Genomic DNA, 14,287 nt, shown 5'->3' with positions numbered 1-14,287 from the left:
ATGTTGGGAAAACTCTCTCTTGAGTCGATCCCCCACGATCCGATCGTGCTGACCACCCTGGTCGGCGCGGTGCTGGGTGGCCTGGGCGTCATGGCCCTGATCACCAAGTTCAAGCTGTGGGGCTATCTGTGGAAGGAGTGGTTCACCTCGGTGGATCACAAGAAGATCGGCGTGATGTACCTCATCGTCGCCTTCGTCATGCTGCTGCGCGGCTTCTCCGACGCAATCATGATGCGTACCCAGCAGGCGCTCGCCGTCGGCGGATCCGAGGGTTACCTGCCGCCGCACCACTACGACCAGATCTTCACCGCCCACGGCGTGATCATGATCTTCTTCGTGGCGATGCCGCTGATCACCGGCCTGATGAACCTGGCCGTGCCGCTGCAGATCGGTGCGCGCGACGTCGCGTTCCCGTTCGTCAACTCGCTCAGCTTCTGGCTGTTCGTGTCGGGCGCTGTGCTGATCATGCTGTCGCTGTGGATCGGTGAGTTCGCTGCCACCGGCTGGCTGGCGTTCCCACCGTTGTCGGGCATCGAATACAGTCCAAGCGTCGGCATGGACTACTACATCTGGGGTCTACAGGTCGCAGGCCTGGGTACCACGCTGAGCGGTATCAACTTCTTCATCACCATCCTGAAGATGCGTACCCCCAGCATGAAGCTGATGCAGATGCCGGTGTTCACCTGGACCGCCCTGGTGACCAACGTGCTGATCGTCGCTGCCTTCCCGGTGCTGACCATCACCCTGGTGCTGCTGACCCTGGACCGTTACCTGGGTACGCACTTCTTCACCAATGACGGTGGCGGCAACGCCATGCTGTACATCAACCTGATCTGGATCTGGGGTCACCCGGAGGTGTACATCCTGGTCCTGCCGGCGTTCGGTGTGTTCTCCGAAGTCATCGCGACCTTCTCGCGCAAGGCGCTGTTCGGCTACAAGGGCATGGTCTACGCCACCGCCTGCATCGGCGTGCTGTCGTTCATCGTGTGGCTGCACCACTTCTTCACCATGGGCTCGGGTGCCAACGTCAATGCCTTCTTCGGCATCACGACGATGATCATCTCGATCCCGACCGGCGTGAAGATCTTCAACTGGCTGTTCACCATGTTCCGCGGCCGCGTGCACTTCACCACCCCGGTGCTGTGGACCATCGGCTTCATGGTCACCTTCGTCATCGGCGGCATGACCGGCGTGATGCTGGCGATCCCGGCCATTGACTTCGTGCTGCACAACAGCCTGTTCCTGATTGCCCACTTCCACAACGTCATCATCGGCGGCGTGGTGTTCGGCATGTTCGCCGGCATCACCTACTGGTGGCCGAAGATGTTCGGCTTCCGCCTCAATGAGTTCTGGGGCAAGTGCGCGTTCTGGTGCTGGTTCATCGGCTTCTACGTGACCTTCATGCCGATGTACGTGCTGGGCTTCATGGGCATGACCCGTCGTCTGCAGAGCACCGTCAACCCGGCTTACGAGCCGCTGCTGTTGATCGCCGCTGCAGGTGCCTTCATCGTGGGTGCCGGCATCCTGTGCCAGATCATCCAGGTGGCCGTGTCGATCCGCGACCGCAAGAAGACCGTCGACCTGACCGGCGACCCGTGGGATGCCCGTACGCTGGAGTGGGAAACCTCTTCGCCGCCGGCCTTCTACAACTTCGGCACCCTGCCGGAAGTCACCGAGCTGGACGATTTCTGGGAGCGCAAGCAGCGCGGTGAAGCCTGGCCGAAGCCGGCCAAGTACACCGACATCCACATGCCGCGCAACACCGGCACGGGCGTTGTCATCGGTGCCTTCAGCCTGGTGTTCGGCTTCGCGATGATCTGGCACATCTGGTGGCTGGCCATCGTCGGCTTCGTCGGCATGATCGCCACGTTCATCTACCGCACCTTCGACCAGGACGTGGACTACTGGGTCCCGGCCGCCGAGGTGGAACGCATCGAGAACGAACACCGCAAGCACCTGGAAGCCCAGGGCCTGGTGAAGTCGGAGCTGAAGGCATGAGCACCAATACCTCGACCCTGAGCCACGGGCACGCCGCGCACGCGGCGGCCCATGGCCATGACGACCACGAGCACCACGACACCGGCGGCAACACCGTCTTCGGTTTCTGGGTGTACCTGATGAGCGACTGCCTCATCTTCGCCTCGCTGTTCGCCACCTACGTGGTGCTGGCAGGCGGTACCGATGGTGGCCCGACCGCGAAGGACCTGTTTGAACTGCCGTTCGTGGCGTGGGAAACCGCGCTGCTGCTGACCTCGTCGCTGACCTTCGGCCTGGGCATGATCGCCATGCACCGCAAGCAGATGGGCCAGATGTACCTGTGGCTGGGCATCACCTGGCTGCTGGGCTTCGGCTTCATGTGCATGGAAGTGTGGGAGTTCCAGCACCTGATCCACCAGGGCTACGGTCCGGACCGCAGTGCCTTCCTGTCGGCGTTCTTCGCCCTGGTCGGTACCCACGGCCTGCACGTCAGCGCCGGCCTGCTGTGGCTGCTGGTGATGTTCGTGCAGCTGAAGAAGTACGGCCTGACCCCGACCAACAAGACCCGCATGGCGTGCCTGAGCCTGTTCTGGCACTTCCTGGACCTGATCTGGATCGGCGTGTTCTCCGTCGTCTACCTCAATGGAGCGCTGTAATGGCACATGACAACCATGCACACGACCACGCAGCCGGCGGCGAGAGCCACGGCAGCGTCAAGTCCTACCTGATCGGCTTCGTGCTGGCGGTGGTGCTGACCGTCATCCCGTTCTGGATGGTGATGTCGGGCGACTTCTCGCGCACCGTCAACGGTGTGGTGATCGCGGTCACCGCGGTGCTGCAGATGCTGGTCCACCTGGTGTTCTTCCTGCACCTGGACCGCTCTTCGGAAAGCCGCTGGAACGTCAACGCTGCGGCCTTCACCGTGGTGGTGATCGGCATCATCGTGATCGGCACCCTGTGGGTCATGCACAACATGAACGTGCACATGATGCACTGACGTCCTGGCGACGTTGTCACGCAGAAAGGCCGCCCTCGGGCGGCCTTTTTGTTTGTCGCGCCCACCTGGCATGGCCGGCTCTACCAGGAGATCCACGCTGCACGGGGATGGGGTCAGAGCCCTTGCCTGCGGCCAGGGATCCGACCCCAAAGCCATCGGCCTCATCCCACCCGGCATGGCCGGCACAGCGTGGTAGTGCCGGCCGCTGGCCGGCAGTTGCGGGAAGCCGGCCAGCGGCCGGCTCTACCAGGAGATCCACGCCATGCGTGGATGGGGTCTCACCCCACCCGGCGCAGGAATTCCTCGGCGTCCATCGGTCGGCCCAGGTGGTAACCCTGCAATTGATCACACCCCAGTTCGCTCAGGTACTCGCGCTGTGCCTGCGTCTCCACACCCTCAGCCACCACCTGCAGCTGCAGGGTGCGCCCCAGCGCGATGATCGACGAGACGATGGCGGCATCCTCTTCATTGCATTCCAGATCGTGCACGAACGCGCGGTCGATCTTCAGTTCGGTGGCGGGCATTCGCTTCAGGTAGAGCAGGCTGGAATAGCCCGTGCCGAAGTCGTCGATGGCAATATGCACGCCCATCGCGGTCAGGTCGTTGAGAATCGCCAGGCTGGCGTCCACGTCCTTCATCGCCGTGGTCTCGGTGATCTCCAGGGTCAGGCACGCCGGCTCGATGCGGTGCCGTTGCAGCACCTCGCGCACACTGTCCAGCAGCGCCGGCGAGGCGAACTGCAACGGTGACAGGTTCACCGCCATCGACCATTCGGAATGTCCGGCATCGTGCCACGCGCGCAGCTGTGCACAGGCACGGTCCAGTACCCAGTCACCGATCGGCAGGATCAGACCGCTGCGTTCGGCGATGGGAATGAACACATCCGGCGCCAGCAGGCCCAGCTCGGGATGCTGCCAGCGCAGCAGCGCTTCGGCGCCGGTGGCCGGTGCGCCGGCGGCAGGGAACTTGGGCTGGTAGTGCAGCACCAGCTCGTCGCGGGCGATGGCCTTGCGCAGGTCCTGCAGCAGGCGCAGCTGGCGGTTGGCACTGAGCTGCATCGAGGGGGTGAAGAACGTATAGCCGTTCCGGCCGGTCTCCTTGGTGTGGTACATCGCCGCATCGGCGTGTGCCATCAGCTCGCGCTCGTTGCCGGCATCAGCCGGATACAGGGCGATGCCCAGGCTGGCGCTGACCTGCAGCTCGGCTGCGTCCAGCAGGAATGGTTCGCCCGCCGCCGCGATGATCCGCTCGGCGACCACCACTGCATCGTCGGGAACATCGATGGCCAGCACGATCACGAACTCGTCGCCGCCGAGGCGGGCGAAGGTGTCCTGCGGCCGCAGCAGGCCGCCGATGCGCTGCGCCACTGCCACCAGCAAACGGTCGCCGAGCTGGTGGCCATAGGCATCATTGACCGCCTTGAAGCCGTCCAGGTCGCAGAACATCACCGCCACCGCTTGGTTGCGCCGCCGCGCCTTCTCGATGGCCTGCTCGATGCGGTCCTGCAGCAGCATGCGGTTGGGCAGCTGGGTCAGCGGGTCGTGCAGGGCGGCCTGGATCAGCCTGTCGTTGGCGTGTGCCAGTGAATCGGCCAGCAGCCCGGTGCGCACGCGCATCTGCCGGTCGAACAGCGAGGCCACCAGGGCGATGCCCAGGGTCGCCACCGTGGTGACGATCACCAGCACCGCCAGCCAACGCGTGTCGATGCCGCCGCTGCCGACCGCGCCGCAGATGCTGCCCTCCGGGAAGCGCGCCGCGGCCATGCCGGTGTAGTGCATGCCGACGATGGCCAGGCCCATCACCAGTGAGGCGAGCAGGCGCAGGCGCGTGGTGTTGCGCTGCTCGGCACGCAGGCGGAAGGCAATCCACAGCGCCGCACCGGCGGCGCCGATGGCAACCGCGATGGAGGCAGCGAACCAGCCCGGGTGATAGTCGATGCCCGGCTGCATGCGCATCGCGGCCATGCCCAGGTAGTGCATGGTGGCAATGCCCAGGCCCATCAGCACGGCGCCGGCCAGCAGACGTCGCCAGGGCAGGCTGGACCGCGACACCAGCCACAGCGCATAGGCCGAGGCGCCGATCGACACGGCCAGCGAGTACAGGGTGATGCCGAGGTCGTAGCCCACCGGAATCGGCAGGTCGAAGGCCAGCATGCCGATGAAATGCATCGACCAGATACCCAGGCCCATCGCCGCCGCGCCGCCGGCCAGCCACCAGCGGGCCACGCGGCCCTCGGCGGTGGCCAGGCGGCCGGCCATGTCCAGCGCCGTGTACGAAGCAAGAATGGCCACCAGCAGGGAGATGGCGACCAGGCTCTGACTGTAACTGCCAGTCATGTTGAATCCAGAGGGGGAGGGAGGGGGCGCCCGCAAGGCGCACGCCCGCGACAGCTATCGGCGCGGGCAGGCGGGACTTGAGCGGTCGCAGCACCTGCGACCCGGCTCGGCTATCCTGCCACGCCTGTTCCCGTTGCTGGAAATCATCCGATGGCCAAAGCCCGCACCGCCTACGTCTGCAATGAATGCGGCGCCGAATTCAGCAAGTGGCAGGGCCAGTGCACCGAGTGCAACGCTTGGAACTCGCTGTCGGAAATCGTGCTGGAAAGTGCCGCGGCGGCCAAGGCGCCGGCGTCGCGCCGGGCGGGCTGGGCCGGCAAGATCGACCCGCCGAAGATCACCGCCCTCAAGGATGTGGAGCAGACCGAGCATCGTCGGGTCTCGACCGGCATCGGCGAGTTCGACCGCGTGCTCGGCGGTGGCCTGGTCGAGGGCGCGGTGGTGCTGGTCGGCGGCGACCCCGGCATCGGCAAGTCGACCCTGCTGCTGCAGGCAGTGGCGAAGATGGCGGCCGAACTGCCGGTGCTGTACGTCACCGGCGAGGAGTCGCTGGCCCAGGTGGCCGGCCGCGCGCACCGCCTGGAGCTGCCGCTGGATGGCGTCAATGCGCTGGCCGAGACCGGGGTCGAGTCGATCCTGCAGCATGCGTCCAAGGCCGGCCCGCGGCTGATCGTGGCCGACTCGGTGCAGACCCTGTGGACCGAGAGCCTGACCGCCGCGCCGGGTTCGGTCAGCCAGGTGCGCGAGAGTGCGGCGCGGCTGGTGCGTTTCGCCAAGGAGACCGGCACCGCCGTGTTCCTGGTCGGTCACGTGACCAAGGAGGGCGGCATCGCCGGCCCGCGCGTGCTGGAGCACATGGTCGATGCGGTGCTGTATTTCGAAGGCGAGAGCGGTAGCCGCTTCCGTCTGCTGCGCGCCTTCAAGAACCGCTTCGGTGCGGTCAACGAACTGGGTGTGTTCGCGATGGGCGACAAGGGCCTGAAGGAGGTCTCCAACCCCTCGGCGATCTTCCTGTCCGGCGGCAGCACCCATCAACCGGGAAGCTGTGTGATGGTCACCCGCGAGGGCACGCGGCCGCTGCTGGTGGAGGTACAGGCACTGGTCGATGCATCGCCGCTGTCGAACCCGCGCCGTGTCGCGGTCGGCCTGGAACAGAACCGCTTGGCCATGCTGCTGGCGGTGCTGCATCGCCACGGCGGCGTGCTGGTCGGCGACCAGGACGTGTTCGTCAACGTGGTCGGTGGCATCCGCGTGCAGGAAACCGCGGCCGATCTGCCGGTGCTGCTGGCGGTATTGTCCTCACTGCAGGATCGGCCGCTGGCGGAGAAGACCATCGCCTTCGGCGAAGTCGGTCTGTCCGGCGAGATCCGCCCGGTGCCCAATGGCGAAGACCGCCTGCGCGAGGCCGCCACCCACGGTTTCAAGCGTGCCATCGTGCCCAAGGCCAACGCGCCCAAGGGCGGATCGGTGAAGGGCATGGAAGTGATCGCGGTGGAGCGGCTGTCCGAGGCCATCGACGCGGCGTAACACCCGTCCTGTAGAGCCGAGCCCACGCTCGGCTGCTTTGTGTTGGGTCGAGCCATGCTCGAGTGGTGGTCGAACAGCAGTCGAGCATGGCTCGACTCTGCAAAGAGCGAGGAGCAGCCGAGCAATTGGTTCGGGTCTACACATGTCCAATGCAGTAACGGTCAGCTTCACTGTGCTAGTTTTTCCCGCTCGACGAAGGCGCCCTCTGGCGCCTTTCCGTGCCCAGGAGTAAACGATTACATGCAGGACACCGCGCCCACCGCCCCCAACGCCGAAATCCGTCGCGCCGGAGTTGATCTCAATGGACTGATGACGGTGCTGGGCAAGCACCTGTATTCCACCCCCGTGGTGGCGCTGCGTGAGCTGGTGCAGAACGCGCACGACTCGATCATCCGCCGCCGCATCGAACAACCGGGCATCGAAGTGCCCTCGCGCATTTCGGTGCAGGTCGATGCCGGTGCCGGCGTGCTGCGCATCACCGATACCGGTGCTGGCCTGACCCGCCAGGAGATCCACGATTACCTGGCTACCGTCGGCGTCGGCTATACCCGTGGCCTGCGCCAGGGCGGCGAGGACGACGAAGGCCTGATCGGCATGTTCGGCCTCGGTTTCCTGTCGGCCTTCGTGCTGGCGCGCCGGGTCAGCGTGCGTACCACCTCGTACCAGACACCGGACCTGGGCCATCTGTACGTGTCCAGCAACGCCGAACAGTACACCGTCAGCGAAATGCCGGCGCGCGCGGTTGGCACCGAGGTGGAGTTGGAGCTGCATCCGGATTTCCTGCCGCTGGCCAACGAAGCGCGCCTGCACGAGGTGCTGGGCCGCTACTGCGCGTTGTTGTCCGAGCCGATCTTCATCGGCGCTGCGGGCGCGGCGCTCAATCCCGAGCCGCCGCCGTGGCGCGGGCAGAGTGATGTTGCCCTGCATCCGGTGCAGGCGCGCCGGCAGGCACTGCAGTTCGCCGCGCGTTTCGAACATGATTTCGAGCCGATCGTCACCGTGCCACTGCGTGCCGATGGCAGCAGCGATGCGACCGGCCTGCTGTGGGTGCAGGATGGTGCCACCTACGGCACCAGTGACAACCGCAACCTGTCGGTGTTCGTGCGCGGCATGCTGCTGGATGACGACGCCCGCGACCTGCTGCCGCCATGGGCCGGTTTCATTGGCGGGGTGATCGAATCCTCCCGGCTCACGCCTACCGCCAGCCGCGAAGACCTGCAGCGCGACGACCAGTACCGCGCCGTGCAGCATGCCTTGTTGGAGGCGCTGATCGATGGCCTGGCTGACGTCGCGCGGCAGCAGCCGGAAGCCTGGCGGCGGGTATTGACCCGCCACAACGAGGCCCTGCTGGGTGCAGCGCTATGCGATGACCGCCTGTTCGACCTGCTGCTGGAACACGTGCGCGTGCCGACCTCGCAGGGCGACCTGCCTGCCAGTGCGCTGCCCGCACGCGGTGCCGTGCATGTGATCCTCGACAACGGCGGCGGCTTCGAGGAAATGCTGTTCCGCGCGATGGGCGTGCCGGTCGCGCATGGCCATCGCTATGCAGTGGTGCCGTTCCTGCGTCGCTGGGCCCAGGCCAAGGGCCTGCGTCTGGTTGAACTCGGTACCGAACAGGGCAACCGTGCGCTGTTCCGCAGCGACGACAGCCTCGACGAGGCGCAGCTGGCATGGCTGGGCGAGCAGCTGGGTGACGGCGAACAGCTGCTGCCGGCACGCTTCAGCCCCGAGTCGCTGCCGGTGGTGGTGGTGCCCGACCGCGAGGCCGAGCTGAAGCAGCGCCTGGAAGACGATGAGAACGACAAGCGCGTTTCGATGGCTGCGCTGCGCCTGGCGCGGCAGTTCACCGCACGCATCGAATCACGTGCACCCTCGCGGCTGTACCTCAACCTCGACAACCCGGCGGTGCAGGCGCTGCTGCGCGCCCAGCGCGAGGGCCATCCGCAGGCCGAAGCCGCCGCTCGTCTGCTGCGCTCGCTGAAGATCATCGTCGCCGCGCAGGGCCGTCCGCTGGCCCGCGCGACCGCCACGCCCGGCCCGGATCTCAACGGCGCCTTTACCGATATCGCCGGTGCCCTGCAGCAGATGCTGCGCTGAGCACCGCAATCTCTCATCCAGCCTTCGCTAGACAGGAGCACTTACCCCATGGACATCTGGAACTGGGTCGAAAAGCTGCAGGGTGACCTGCGCCAGGCCGGCCAGGCGCAGAACGCGCATCTGCTGAACCGCCTCGCTGACGAGGTGAGCGAATTGCGTGTCGACCGCGTCGACGCGCTGCTGCCCGAAGCGCGTGCGTTGGGCAAGGCGCTGGATAACCCGTGGGTCGACGTCTACGTCGGCCACTGGGCGCTGCGCAACCGCGTCGGCAACCGCGTCGAAGGCGAGAGCGCGCTGGGCGAAGCCGTGGCGCTGTTCGAGCGTGCGCATCGTGAGGATACGCTGGAGTGCCCGCAGTCGATCTGCGTGACCCAGGATCTGGCGGCCTGCTACGGCAACATCGATGGCCCGGGCTGGGTGCCCGAACGCATCGAGGTCTGCGACGAAACGCTGGGTCGCATCGATCCTAGCTGGGCCTGCTTCCAGTGCCTGAGCTGCGAGAAGGCAGATGCCCTGCTTGACGATGGCCGCGGCCAGGACGCGCTGGACTACCTGCAGGTGCAGTCGGATGCGATCGAGGCCTGCGGCAAGGAAGTGTTCGACAGCTTCCCGGAGATGCAGATCAAGATCCTGCTGGGCATGGGCCGCGCCGAAGAAGCGCTGGTGCTGATCGAGAAGCGCGAGGCCGAAGTGGCCGCGTCGGGCGAGTACGAGCCGGCCAACTGTACGGTGCCGCGCCGCCTGTCCAAGGCGTGGGCGCTGGCCCAGCTGGGCCGCGACGAAGAGGCCGTGCAGCAGCTGGTGCCGTGGAGCGAGCTGACGCCTACCTACTGGCGGCTGTGGGCGAACACCGCCGCAGCGCTGTGCCGGCGCGATCCAACGCGCAATACCTGGGATCTGGGCACGCGCTTCAACACCATCATCGAACACTTTGCCGAGGTTGGTTCGCACCGCCTGCTGATCGAAGTCGCTGCGCTGAGCCTGGAGCTGGCCCTGCAGCGTGGCGCACGCTGGGTGGCGCTGCGCCAGCTGGAACTGGCGCGTACCCATCTGGCGCAGCTGCGCCAGGACCGTGGTGCGGCAGCGCTGGTGGCCGGCCTGGCCGCGCGCATCGATGCCTTGCCCGATGTCGCACCGCTGCCGGTGCCGGCGTCGGAACTGCTGGCCTGGCTGGACGCGCAGGGCGAGCAGAACCAGTCGCGCGATCCGGAGCGTGAGGCGCAGTGGCTGCTGCAGGCGCACGAACAGCAACCCGATGACGAGGCGCTGGCCGAGATGGCTGCCTCCGCCTTGAGCGCCTGTGGCGCACAGGCCGAAGCGCGCGCATTGCTGTGGCGTTTCGTGCGCGCGCATACGCAGGAAGACGGTCCTGCGGCCTACACGCTGATGCGCTGGCTGACCGAGCAGGGCGACGACGAGGGCCTGCGCCAGCTGGCCGGGGTCTACCGTGGCAGCGTGCCGGTATTCGCGCATTGGTGCGAAGTGCAGCGTGCCCGTCGCGTGTCCGATTGGCCGGCCCTGGAGCAGGCGACCCGATCGCTTCTGGAGCTGTCTCCGGGCTCGCACGGCGCGCGTGGCACGCTGGCGCGCATGTACATGGAAACCGACCGCTTCAGGGAAGCACAGGCCTGCTATGCGCAGCTGGTGGAGCTGCTGGAAGAACCGAATGCCGCGCATTGGGACCACATGAGTGCGGCCAGCGCGGCACGCGACTGGGATGCGGTGCGCCGCTCGGCGGCCGCGATCGGCATGGAGCTGTCCAGCCAGGAGGGCGTGGTCGAGGAACCCTGGGGCTGGGTGATCATCCGCAGCGAAGAGAACGGCGAGCCGATGGAATACTACGCACGCCGCAGTGGCCCGGTCACCGCACGCGTCGTCGAAAACGCGCCGGCCAACCGTGCGCAGCAGGTGGGCGACTGGGTGGTGTTCGATGCTGCGTTGGTACATCCGGCGCCGGAAGAAGAGGAAGCGCGCGAGCATTTCATCCCGACCTATGCGCAGGTGCATGTACTGGAGCGCGGTGGCTTCGCCCGCAGCTGGCTGATCGACGGCGCGCACCCGGGCGAAGAGGCGTGGAATGCCTTCGTCGAAGCCGCCGAGGCGCAGGGCTGGAAGGTGTGGTCGCACAGCCGCCCGGACTACACGGTCACCGACCCAGACATGGAGGAGGGCACGCTGCCGGGCCTGCTGTTCACGGTTGCCCAGCCGCAGGACCATGCGCCGCTGGCGCTGCACCGCTTCCTGCAGCAGGAAACCGCAAAGTGGCCGCACCCACACTGCTGGCTGCGGCTGGCCGAAGCCTGCGACCAGGACCGCCAGCCACATCTGGACGTGATCGAGCGTTACGGGTTGTAAGCTCCAGGCTCGTGTAGAGCCGAGCCTGTGCTCGGCTCATGCGGATAATCAGCCGAGCATGGGCTCGGCTCTACAACGAATCATCATCACCAAGGAACGCGATATGCGCAGGACAGGGATGTTCGTGATCGCCGGGCTGCTGCTGGCCCCCATCGTGCAGGCCGCGCCGGCCTGCCAGGAGCCAGTGGCTGTAGCCCGTGCCTTCTACGAAGCGACGACCGGTAACGGTGATCTGCTGGAGCCGCCGGCCGCGCTGGTCAGCCCGGCCTTCGGCAAGGCACTGCGCGATGAGCGCGCCTGCCAGCAGCGCGAAGAGGGCATCTGCACGATCGATTCCGATCCCTGGCTGGATGCGCAGGACGGCGACATCGAAGCCCCGGTGCGTTACAGCTGGAAAGAGGCTTCGGCCACCGCCGGCCAGGTCGAGATGCGCTATTCGGTATGGAAGAAGGCCTACGTGACCCGCCTGCCGATGGTGCGCCAGGGCCAGGGCTGCTGGCAGATCGATGACATCCTCACCAACAGCGGCCGTTCGGTGCGGAAGATCCTGGCCCAGCCTTGACGGTAGCGCCGGTGGGTGCCGACCGTTGGTCGGCACGCTTCTATCGCGTGTGCCCGAACACCAGTTCGATCACGAACTGGCTGCCGAAGAAGGCCAGCAGCAGCAACAGCATCGCCGCCAGCGTCCAGTGCACCGCCTTCATGCCGCGCCAGCCGTAGCGGCGGCGGCCGATCAGCAGCACGCCGAACACGATCCACGACAGCACGCTCAGCACCGTCTTGTGCACCAGCTTCTGTGCCAGCAGATCGTCGACGAACAGCACGCCGGTGACCAGGGTCAGGGTCAGCAGCGCGAAGCCGACGGTGATCACCCGGAACAGCAGTGATTCCAGGTCGGCCAGCGGCGGCAGCGCCCGCAGCCATGGGCGGAACTCACGGCGGCGCAGTGCGCGTTCCTGCAGCCACAGCATGATCGCCAGCAGCGCGGCGATGCTCAGCGTGGCGTAGGCCAGCAGGGCCAGCCAGGCGTGGCTGGCCAGGCGCCAGCCCAGCACCTTGCTCGGTTCGTGGCCGTAGCCGTGGTAGGCCAGCAGCAGCACCGCGGCCAGCGGGAACACCACCACGCCCAACGCCGACATCCGCCCGCGTGCGCCGACCAGCGAGGTCAACCAGGCCATGCCCAGGCCGACCAGCGACAGCGCGGCGAAGAAGTGCATATCCGGCCCGCCGTTGGTGCGCATCGCCACCATCACGTGGTAGCCGCCATGCAGCAGCATCGCCGGCAGGGCCGGCCACAGCCAGGTGGGGGAGCCGGTGCTTTCATCGCGGCCGAGCGCGCGCACCAGCAGGGCACTGGCGGCCAGGTAGAGCAGGACGGCGATGAGAACGATTGTCATCGTTGCAGTTTCGCATACCCCTGCGGTGGTGGCGACGGCCCCGTGGTCGCAGTCCGGGGAGACAGCCGGACCCGTTATACTGTCGGCCTTATTGTCCCCCGCTTTCAGACAGGTTGCGCCGCATGTTCGAGTCCCTGACCCAGCGCCTTTCCGGCACCATCGAGCGCCTGCGTGGCCGTGGCCGCCTGACCGAGGAGAACATCCGCGAGGCGACCCGCGAAGTGCGCATCGCGCTGCTCGAAGCCGACGTTGCGCTGCCGGTGGTGCAGGCCCTGATCGAGCGCATCAAGGTGCGCGCGGTCGGCCAGGAAGTGCTGAAGTCGCTGACCCCGGGCCAGGCCCTGATCAAGGTCGTGCGCGACGAGCTGACCGCGGTGATGGGCGCCGAAGCCAACGACCTGAACCTCAACGTGCCCGCCCCGGCCATCATCCTGATGGCGGGCCTGCAGGGCGCCGGCAAGACCACCACGGTGGGCAAGCTGGCCAAGCACCTGAAGGAAAAGCGCAAGAAGAAGGTGATGGTGGTCTCGGCCGACGTCTACCGTCCGGCCGCGATCGAGCAGCTGAAGACCCTGGCCGAGCAGGTGGGCGTGCTGTTCTTCCCGTCCAGCGCCGACCAGAAGCCGGAAGCCATCGTCCGCGCCGCCATCGACGATGCCCGCAAGTCGTTCGTCGACGTACTGCTGGTCGATACCGCCGGCCGCCTGGCCATCGACGAAGCGATGATGGCCGAGATCAAGGCCCTGCACGCGGCGGTGAATCCGGCCGAAACCCTGTTCGTGGTCGACGCCATGACCGGCCAGGACGCGGCCAATACCGCCAAGGCCTTCGGCGACGCCCTGCCGCTGACTGGTGTGGTGCTGACCAAGACCGACGGTGACGCCCGTGGCGGTGCCGCACTGAGCGTGCGCTACATCACCGGCAAGCCGATCAAGTTCGTCGGCGTCAGCGAAAAGCCGGAAGGCCTGGACGTGTTCCACCCGGACCGTATCGCCAGCCGCATCCTCGACATGGGCGACGTGCTGTCGCTGGTCGAGCAGGTCGAGCAGCAGGTCGACAAGGACAAGGCTGCCAAGCTGGCCGAGAAGGTCGCCAAGGGCAAGAAGTTCGACCTGAACGACATGCGTGACCAGCTGGAGCAGATGCAGAACATGGGCGGCATCGGCGGCCTGATGGACAAGCTGCCGGGCTTGGGCAACATCCCCGATCATCTGAAGCAGCAGGTCAGCCAGGGCAAGGAAGTGCCGCGCATGATCGCGATCATCAACTCGATGACCAAGAAGGAACGGCGCAACCCGAACCTGCTCAACGGCTCGCGCCGCGCGCGCATTGCCAAGGGCTCGGGCGTGACTCCGGCTGACGTCAACAAGTTGATGAAGCAGTACATGCAGATGGAAAAGATGATGAGCAAGATGGCCGGCGGTGGCATGAAGGGCATGTTGCGCAGCATGAAGGGCATGATGGGCGCCATGGGCGGCCGCGGCATGCCGTTCCGTTGATCCTGGTCCGGTCCGCAATCTGATGTAGCGCCCGAGCCCATGCTCGGGCGACGGCGCAGAAGCGCCGCATCCAGCAATCGAGCAAGCTCGACGCCAACCCCG

Annotated in this window: 10 protein-coding genes; 8 read left to right on the top strand and 2 right to left on the bottom strand. The window is 66.5% G+C overall.

The window, feature by feature from the left end:
- From cyoB to cyoD, 3 genes are read left to right on the top strand one after another with little or no spacing between them, the layout of a single operon-like run.
- On the top strand, positions 1–1,998 hold the full coding sequence (gene cyoB / locus HLA98_RS02240; protein WP_005408582.1) for a cytochrome o ubiquinol oxidase subunit I: 1,998 nt from the start codon (positions 1–3) through the stop codon (positions 1,996–1,998).
- On the top strand, positions 1,995–2,633 hold the full coding sequence (cyoC, locus tag HLA98_RS02235; RefSeq protein ID WP_005408583.1) for a cytochrome o ubiquinol oxidase subunit III: 639 nt from the start codon (positions 1,995–1,997) through the stop codon (positions 2,631–2,633). The genes cyoB and cyoC overlap by 4 nt, the downstream gene beginning before the upstream one ends.
- Entirely contained in the window at positions 2,633–2,974 is a 342-nt protein-coding gene (cyoD, locus tag HLA98_RS02230; RefSeq protein ID WP_014036396.1) for a cytochrome o ubiquinol oxidase subunit IV, read from the top strand. Before cyoC ends, cyoD begins: the two co-directional genes overlap by 1 nt.
- A gap of 278 nt (positions 2,975–3,252) precedes the next feature.
- Here cyoD and HLA98_RS02225 read toward each other — a convergent pair whose 3' ends face one another.
- Positions 3,253–5,310 (bottom strand): putative bifunctional diguanylate cyclase/phosphodiesterase, encoded by a 2,058-nt coding sequence (locus HLA98_RS02225; RefSeq protein ID WP_005412645.1) that lies wholly within the window; start codon positions 5,308–5,310, stop codon positions 3,253–3,255.
- Between the two features lie 150 nt (positions 5,311–5,460).
- Here HLA98_RS02225 and radA point away from each other — a divergent pair, with 150 nt between their 5' ends.
- The 4 genes from radA to HLA98_RS02205 all read left to right on the top strand — a co-directional run bounded on the left by radA (position 5,461) and on the right by HLA98_RS02205 (position 11,851).
- Positions 5,461–6,837, top strand: coding sequence for a DNA repair protein RadA (radA, locus tag HLA98_RS02220; protein WP_014646395.1), 1,377 nt, complete (start codon positions 5,461–5,463; stop codon positions 6,835–6,837).
- A 240-nt stretch (positions 6,838–7,077) separates the two neighbouring features.
- Positions 7,078–8,934 carry an ATP-binding protein gene (locus tag HLA98_RS02215; protein ID WP_057500094.1) on the top strand — a complete coding sequence of 619 codons (1,857 nt, stop codon included), beginning with the start codon at positions 7,078–7,080 and terminating at the stop codon, positions 8,932–8,934.
- A 48-nt stretch (positions 8,935–8,982) separates the two neighbouring features.
- Positions 8,983–11,289: a hypothetical protein gene (locus tag HLA98_RS02210; RefSeq protein ID WP_057500095.1), complete on the top strand. Its 2,307-nt coding sequence runs from the start codon at positions 8,983–8,985 to the stop codon at positions 11,287–11,289.
- A 103-nt stretch (positions 11,290–11,392) separates the two neighbouring features.
- Positions 11,393–11,851, top strand: a complete 459-nt coding sequence (locus tag HLA98_RS02205; RefSeq protein WP_057500096.1) for a YqhG/Tai3 family protein — start codon at positions 11,393–11,395, stop codon at positions 11,849–11,851.
- Positions 11,852–11,891: 40 nt separating this feature from the next.
- On the opposite strand, the gene HLA98_RS02200 is transcribed toward HLA98_RS02205, so the two are convergent.
- Entirely contained in the window at positions 11,892–12,686 is a 795-nt protein-coding gene (locus HLA98_RS02200; protein ID WP_049446996.1) for a cytochrome C assembly family protein, read from the bottom strand.
- 122 nt (positions 12,687–12,808) lie between these two features.
- Here HLA98_RS02200 and ffh point away from each other — a divergent pair, with 122 nt between their 5' ends.
- Entirely contained in the window at positions 12,809–14,185 is a 1,377-nt protein-coding gene (gene ffh / locus HLA98_RS02195; protein WP_057500097.1) for a signal recognition particle protein, read from the top strand.
- Positions 14,186–14,287: the final 102 nt, after the last annotated feature.

This window comes from Stenotrophomonas africana, from assembly GCF_013004645.1.
In the GTDB taxonomy this organism is placed as follows: domain Bacteria; phylum Pseudomonadota; class Gammaproteobacteria; order Xanthomonadales; family Xanthomonadaceae; genus Stenotrophomonas; species Stenotrophomonas africana.
This window is presented reverse-complemented; position numbering and strand designations above follow the sequence as displayed.

Coding starts and splice junctions, on each gene's coding strand:
- cyoB (WP_005408582.1), top strand. CDS start 1: ATGTTGGGAAAACTCTCTCTTGAGTCGATCCCCCACGATCCGATCGTG.
- cyoC (WP_005408583.1), top strand. CDS start 1,995: ATGAGCACCAATACCTCGACCCTGAGCCACGGGCACGCCGCGCACGCG.
- cyoD (WP_014036396.1), top strand. CDS start 2,633: ATGGCACATGACAACCATGCACACGACCACGCAGCCGGCGGCGAGAGC.
- HLA98_RS02225 (WP_005412645.1), bottom strand. CDS start 5,310: ATGACTGGCAGTTACAGTCAGAGCCTGGTCGCCATCTCCCTGCTGGTG.
- radA (WP_014646395.1), top strand. CDS start 5,461: ATGGCCAAAGCCCGCACCGCCTACGTCTGCAATGAATGCGGCGCCGAA.
- HLA98_RS02215 (WP_057500094.1), top strand. CDS start 7,078: ATGCAGGACACCGCGCCCACCGCCCCCAACGCCGAAATCCGTCGCGCC.
- HLA98_RS02210 (WP_057500095.1), top strand. CDS start 8,983: ATGGACATCTGGAACTGGGTCGAAAAGCTGCAGGGTGACCTGCGCCAG.
- HLA98_RS02205 (WP_057500096.1), top strand. CDS start 11,393: ATGCGCAGGACAGGGATGTTCGTGATCGCCGGGCTGCTGCTGGCCCCC.
- HLA98_RS02200 (WP_049446996.1), bottom strand. CDS start 12,686: ATGACAATCGTTCTCATCGCCGTCCTGCTCTACCTGGCCGCCAGTGCC.
- ffh (WP_057500097.1), top strand. CDS start 12,809: ATGTTCGAGTCCCTGACCCAGCGCCTTTCCGGCACCATCGAGCGCCTG.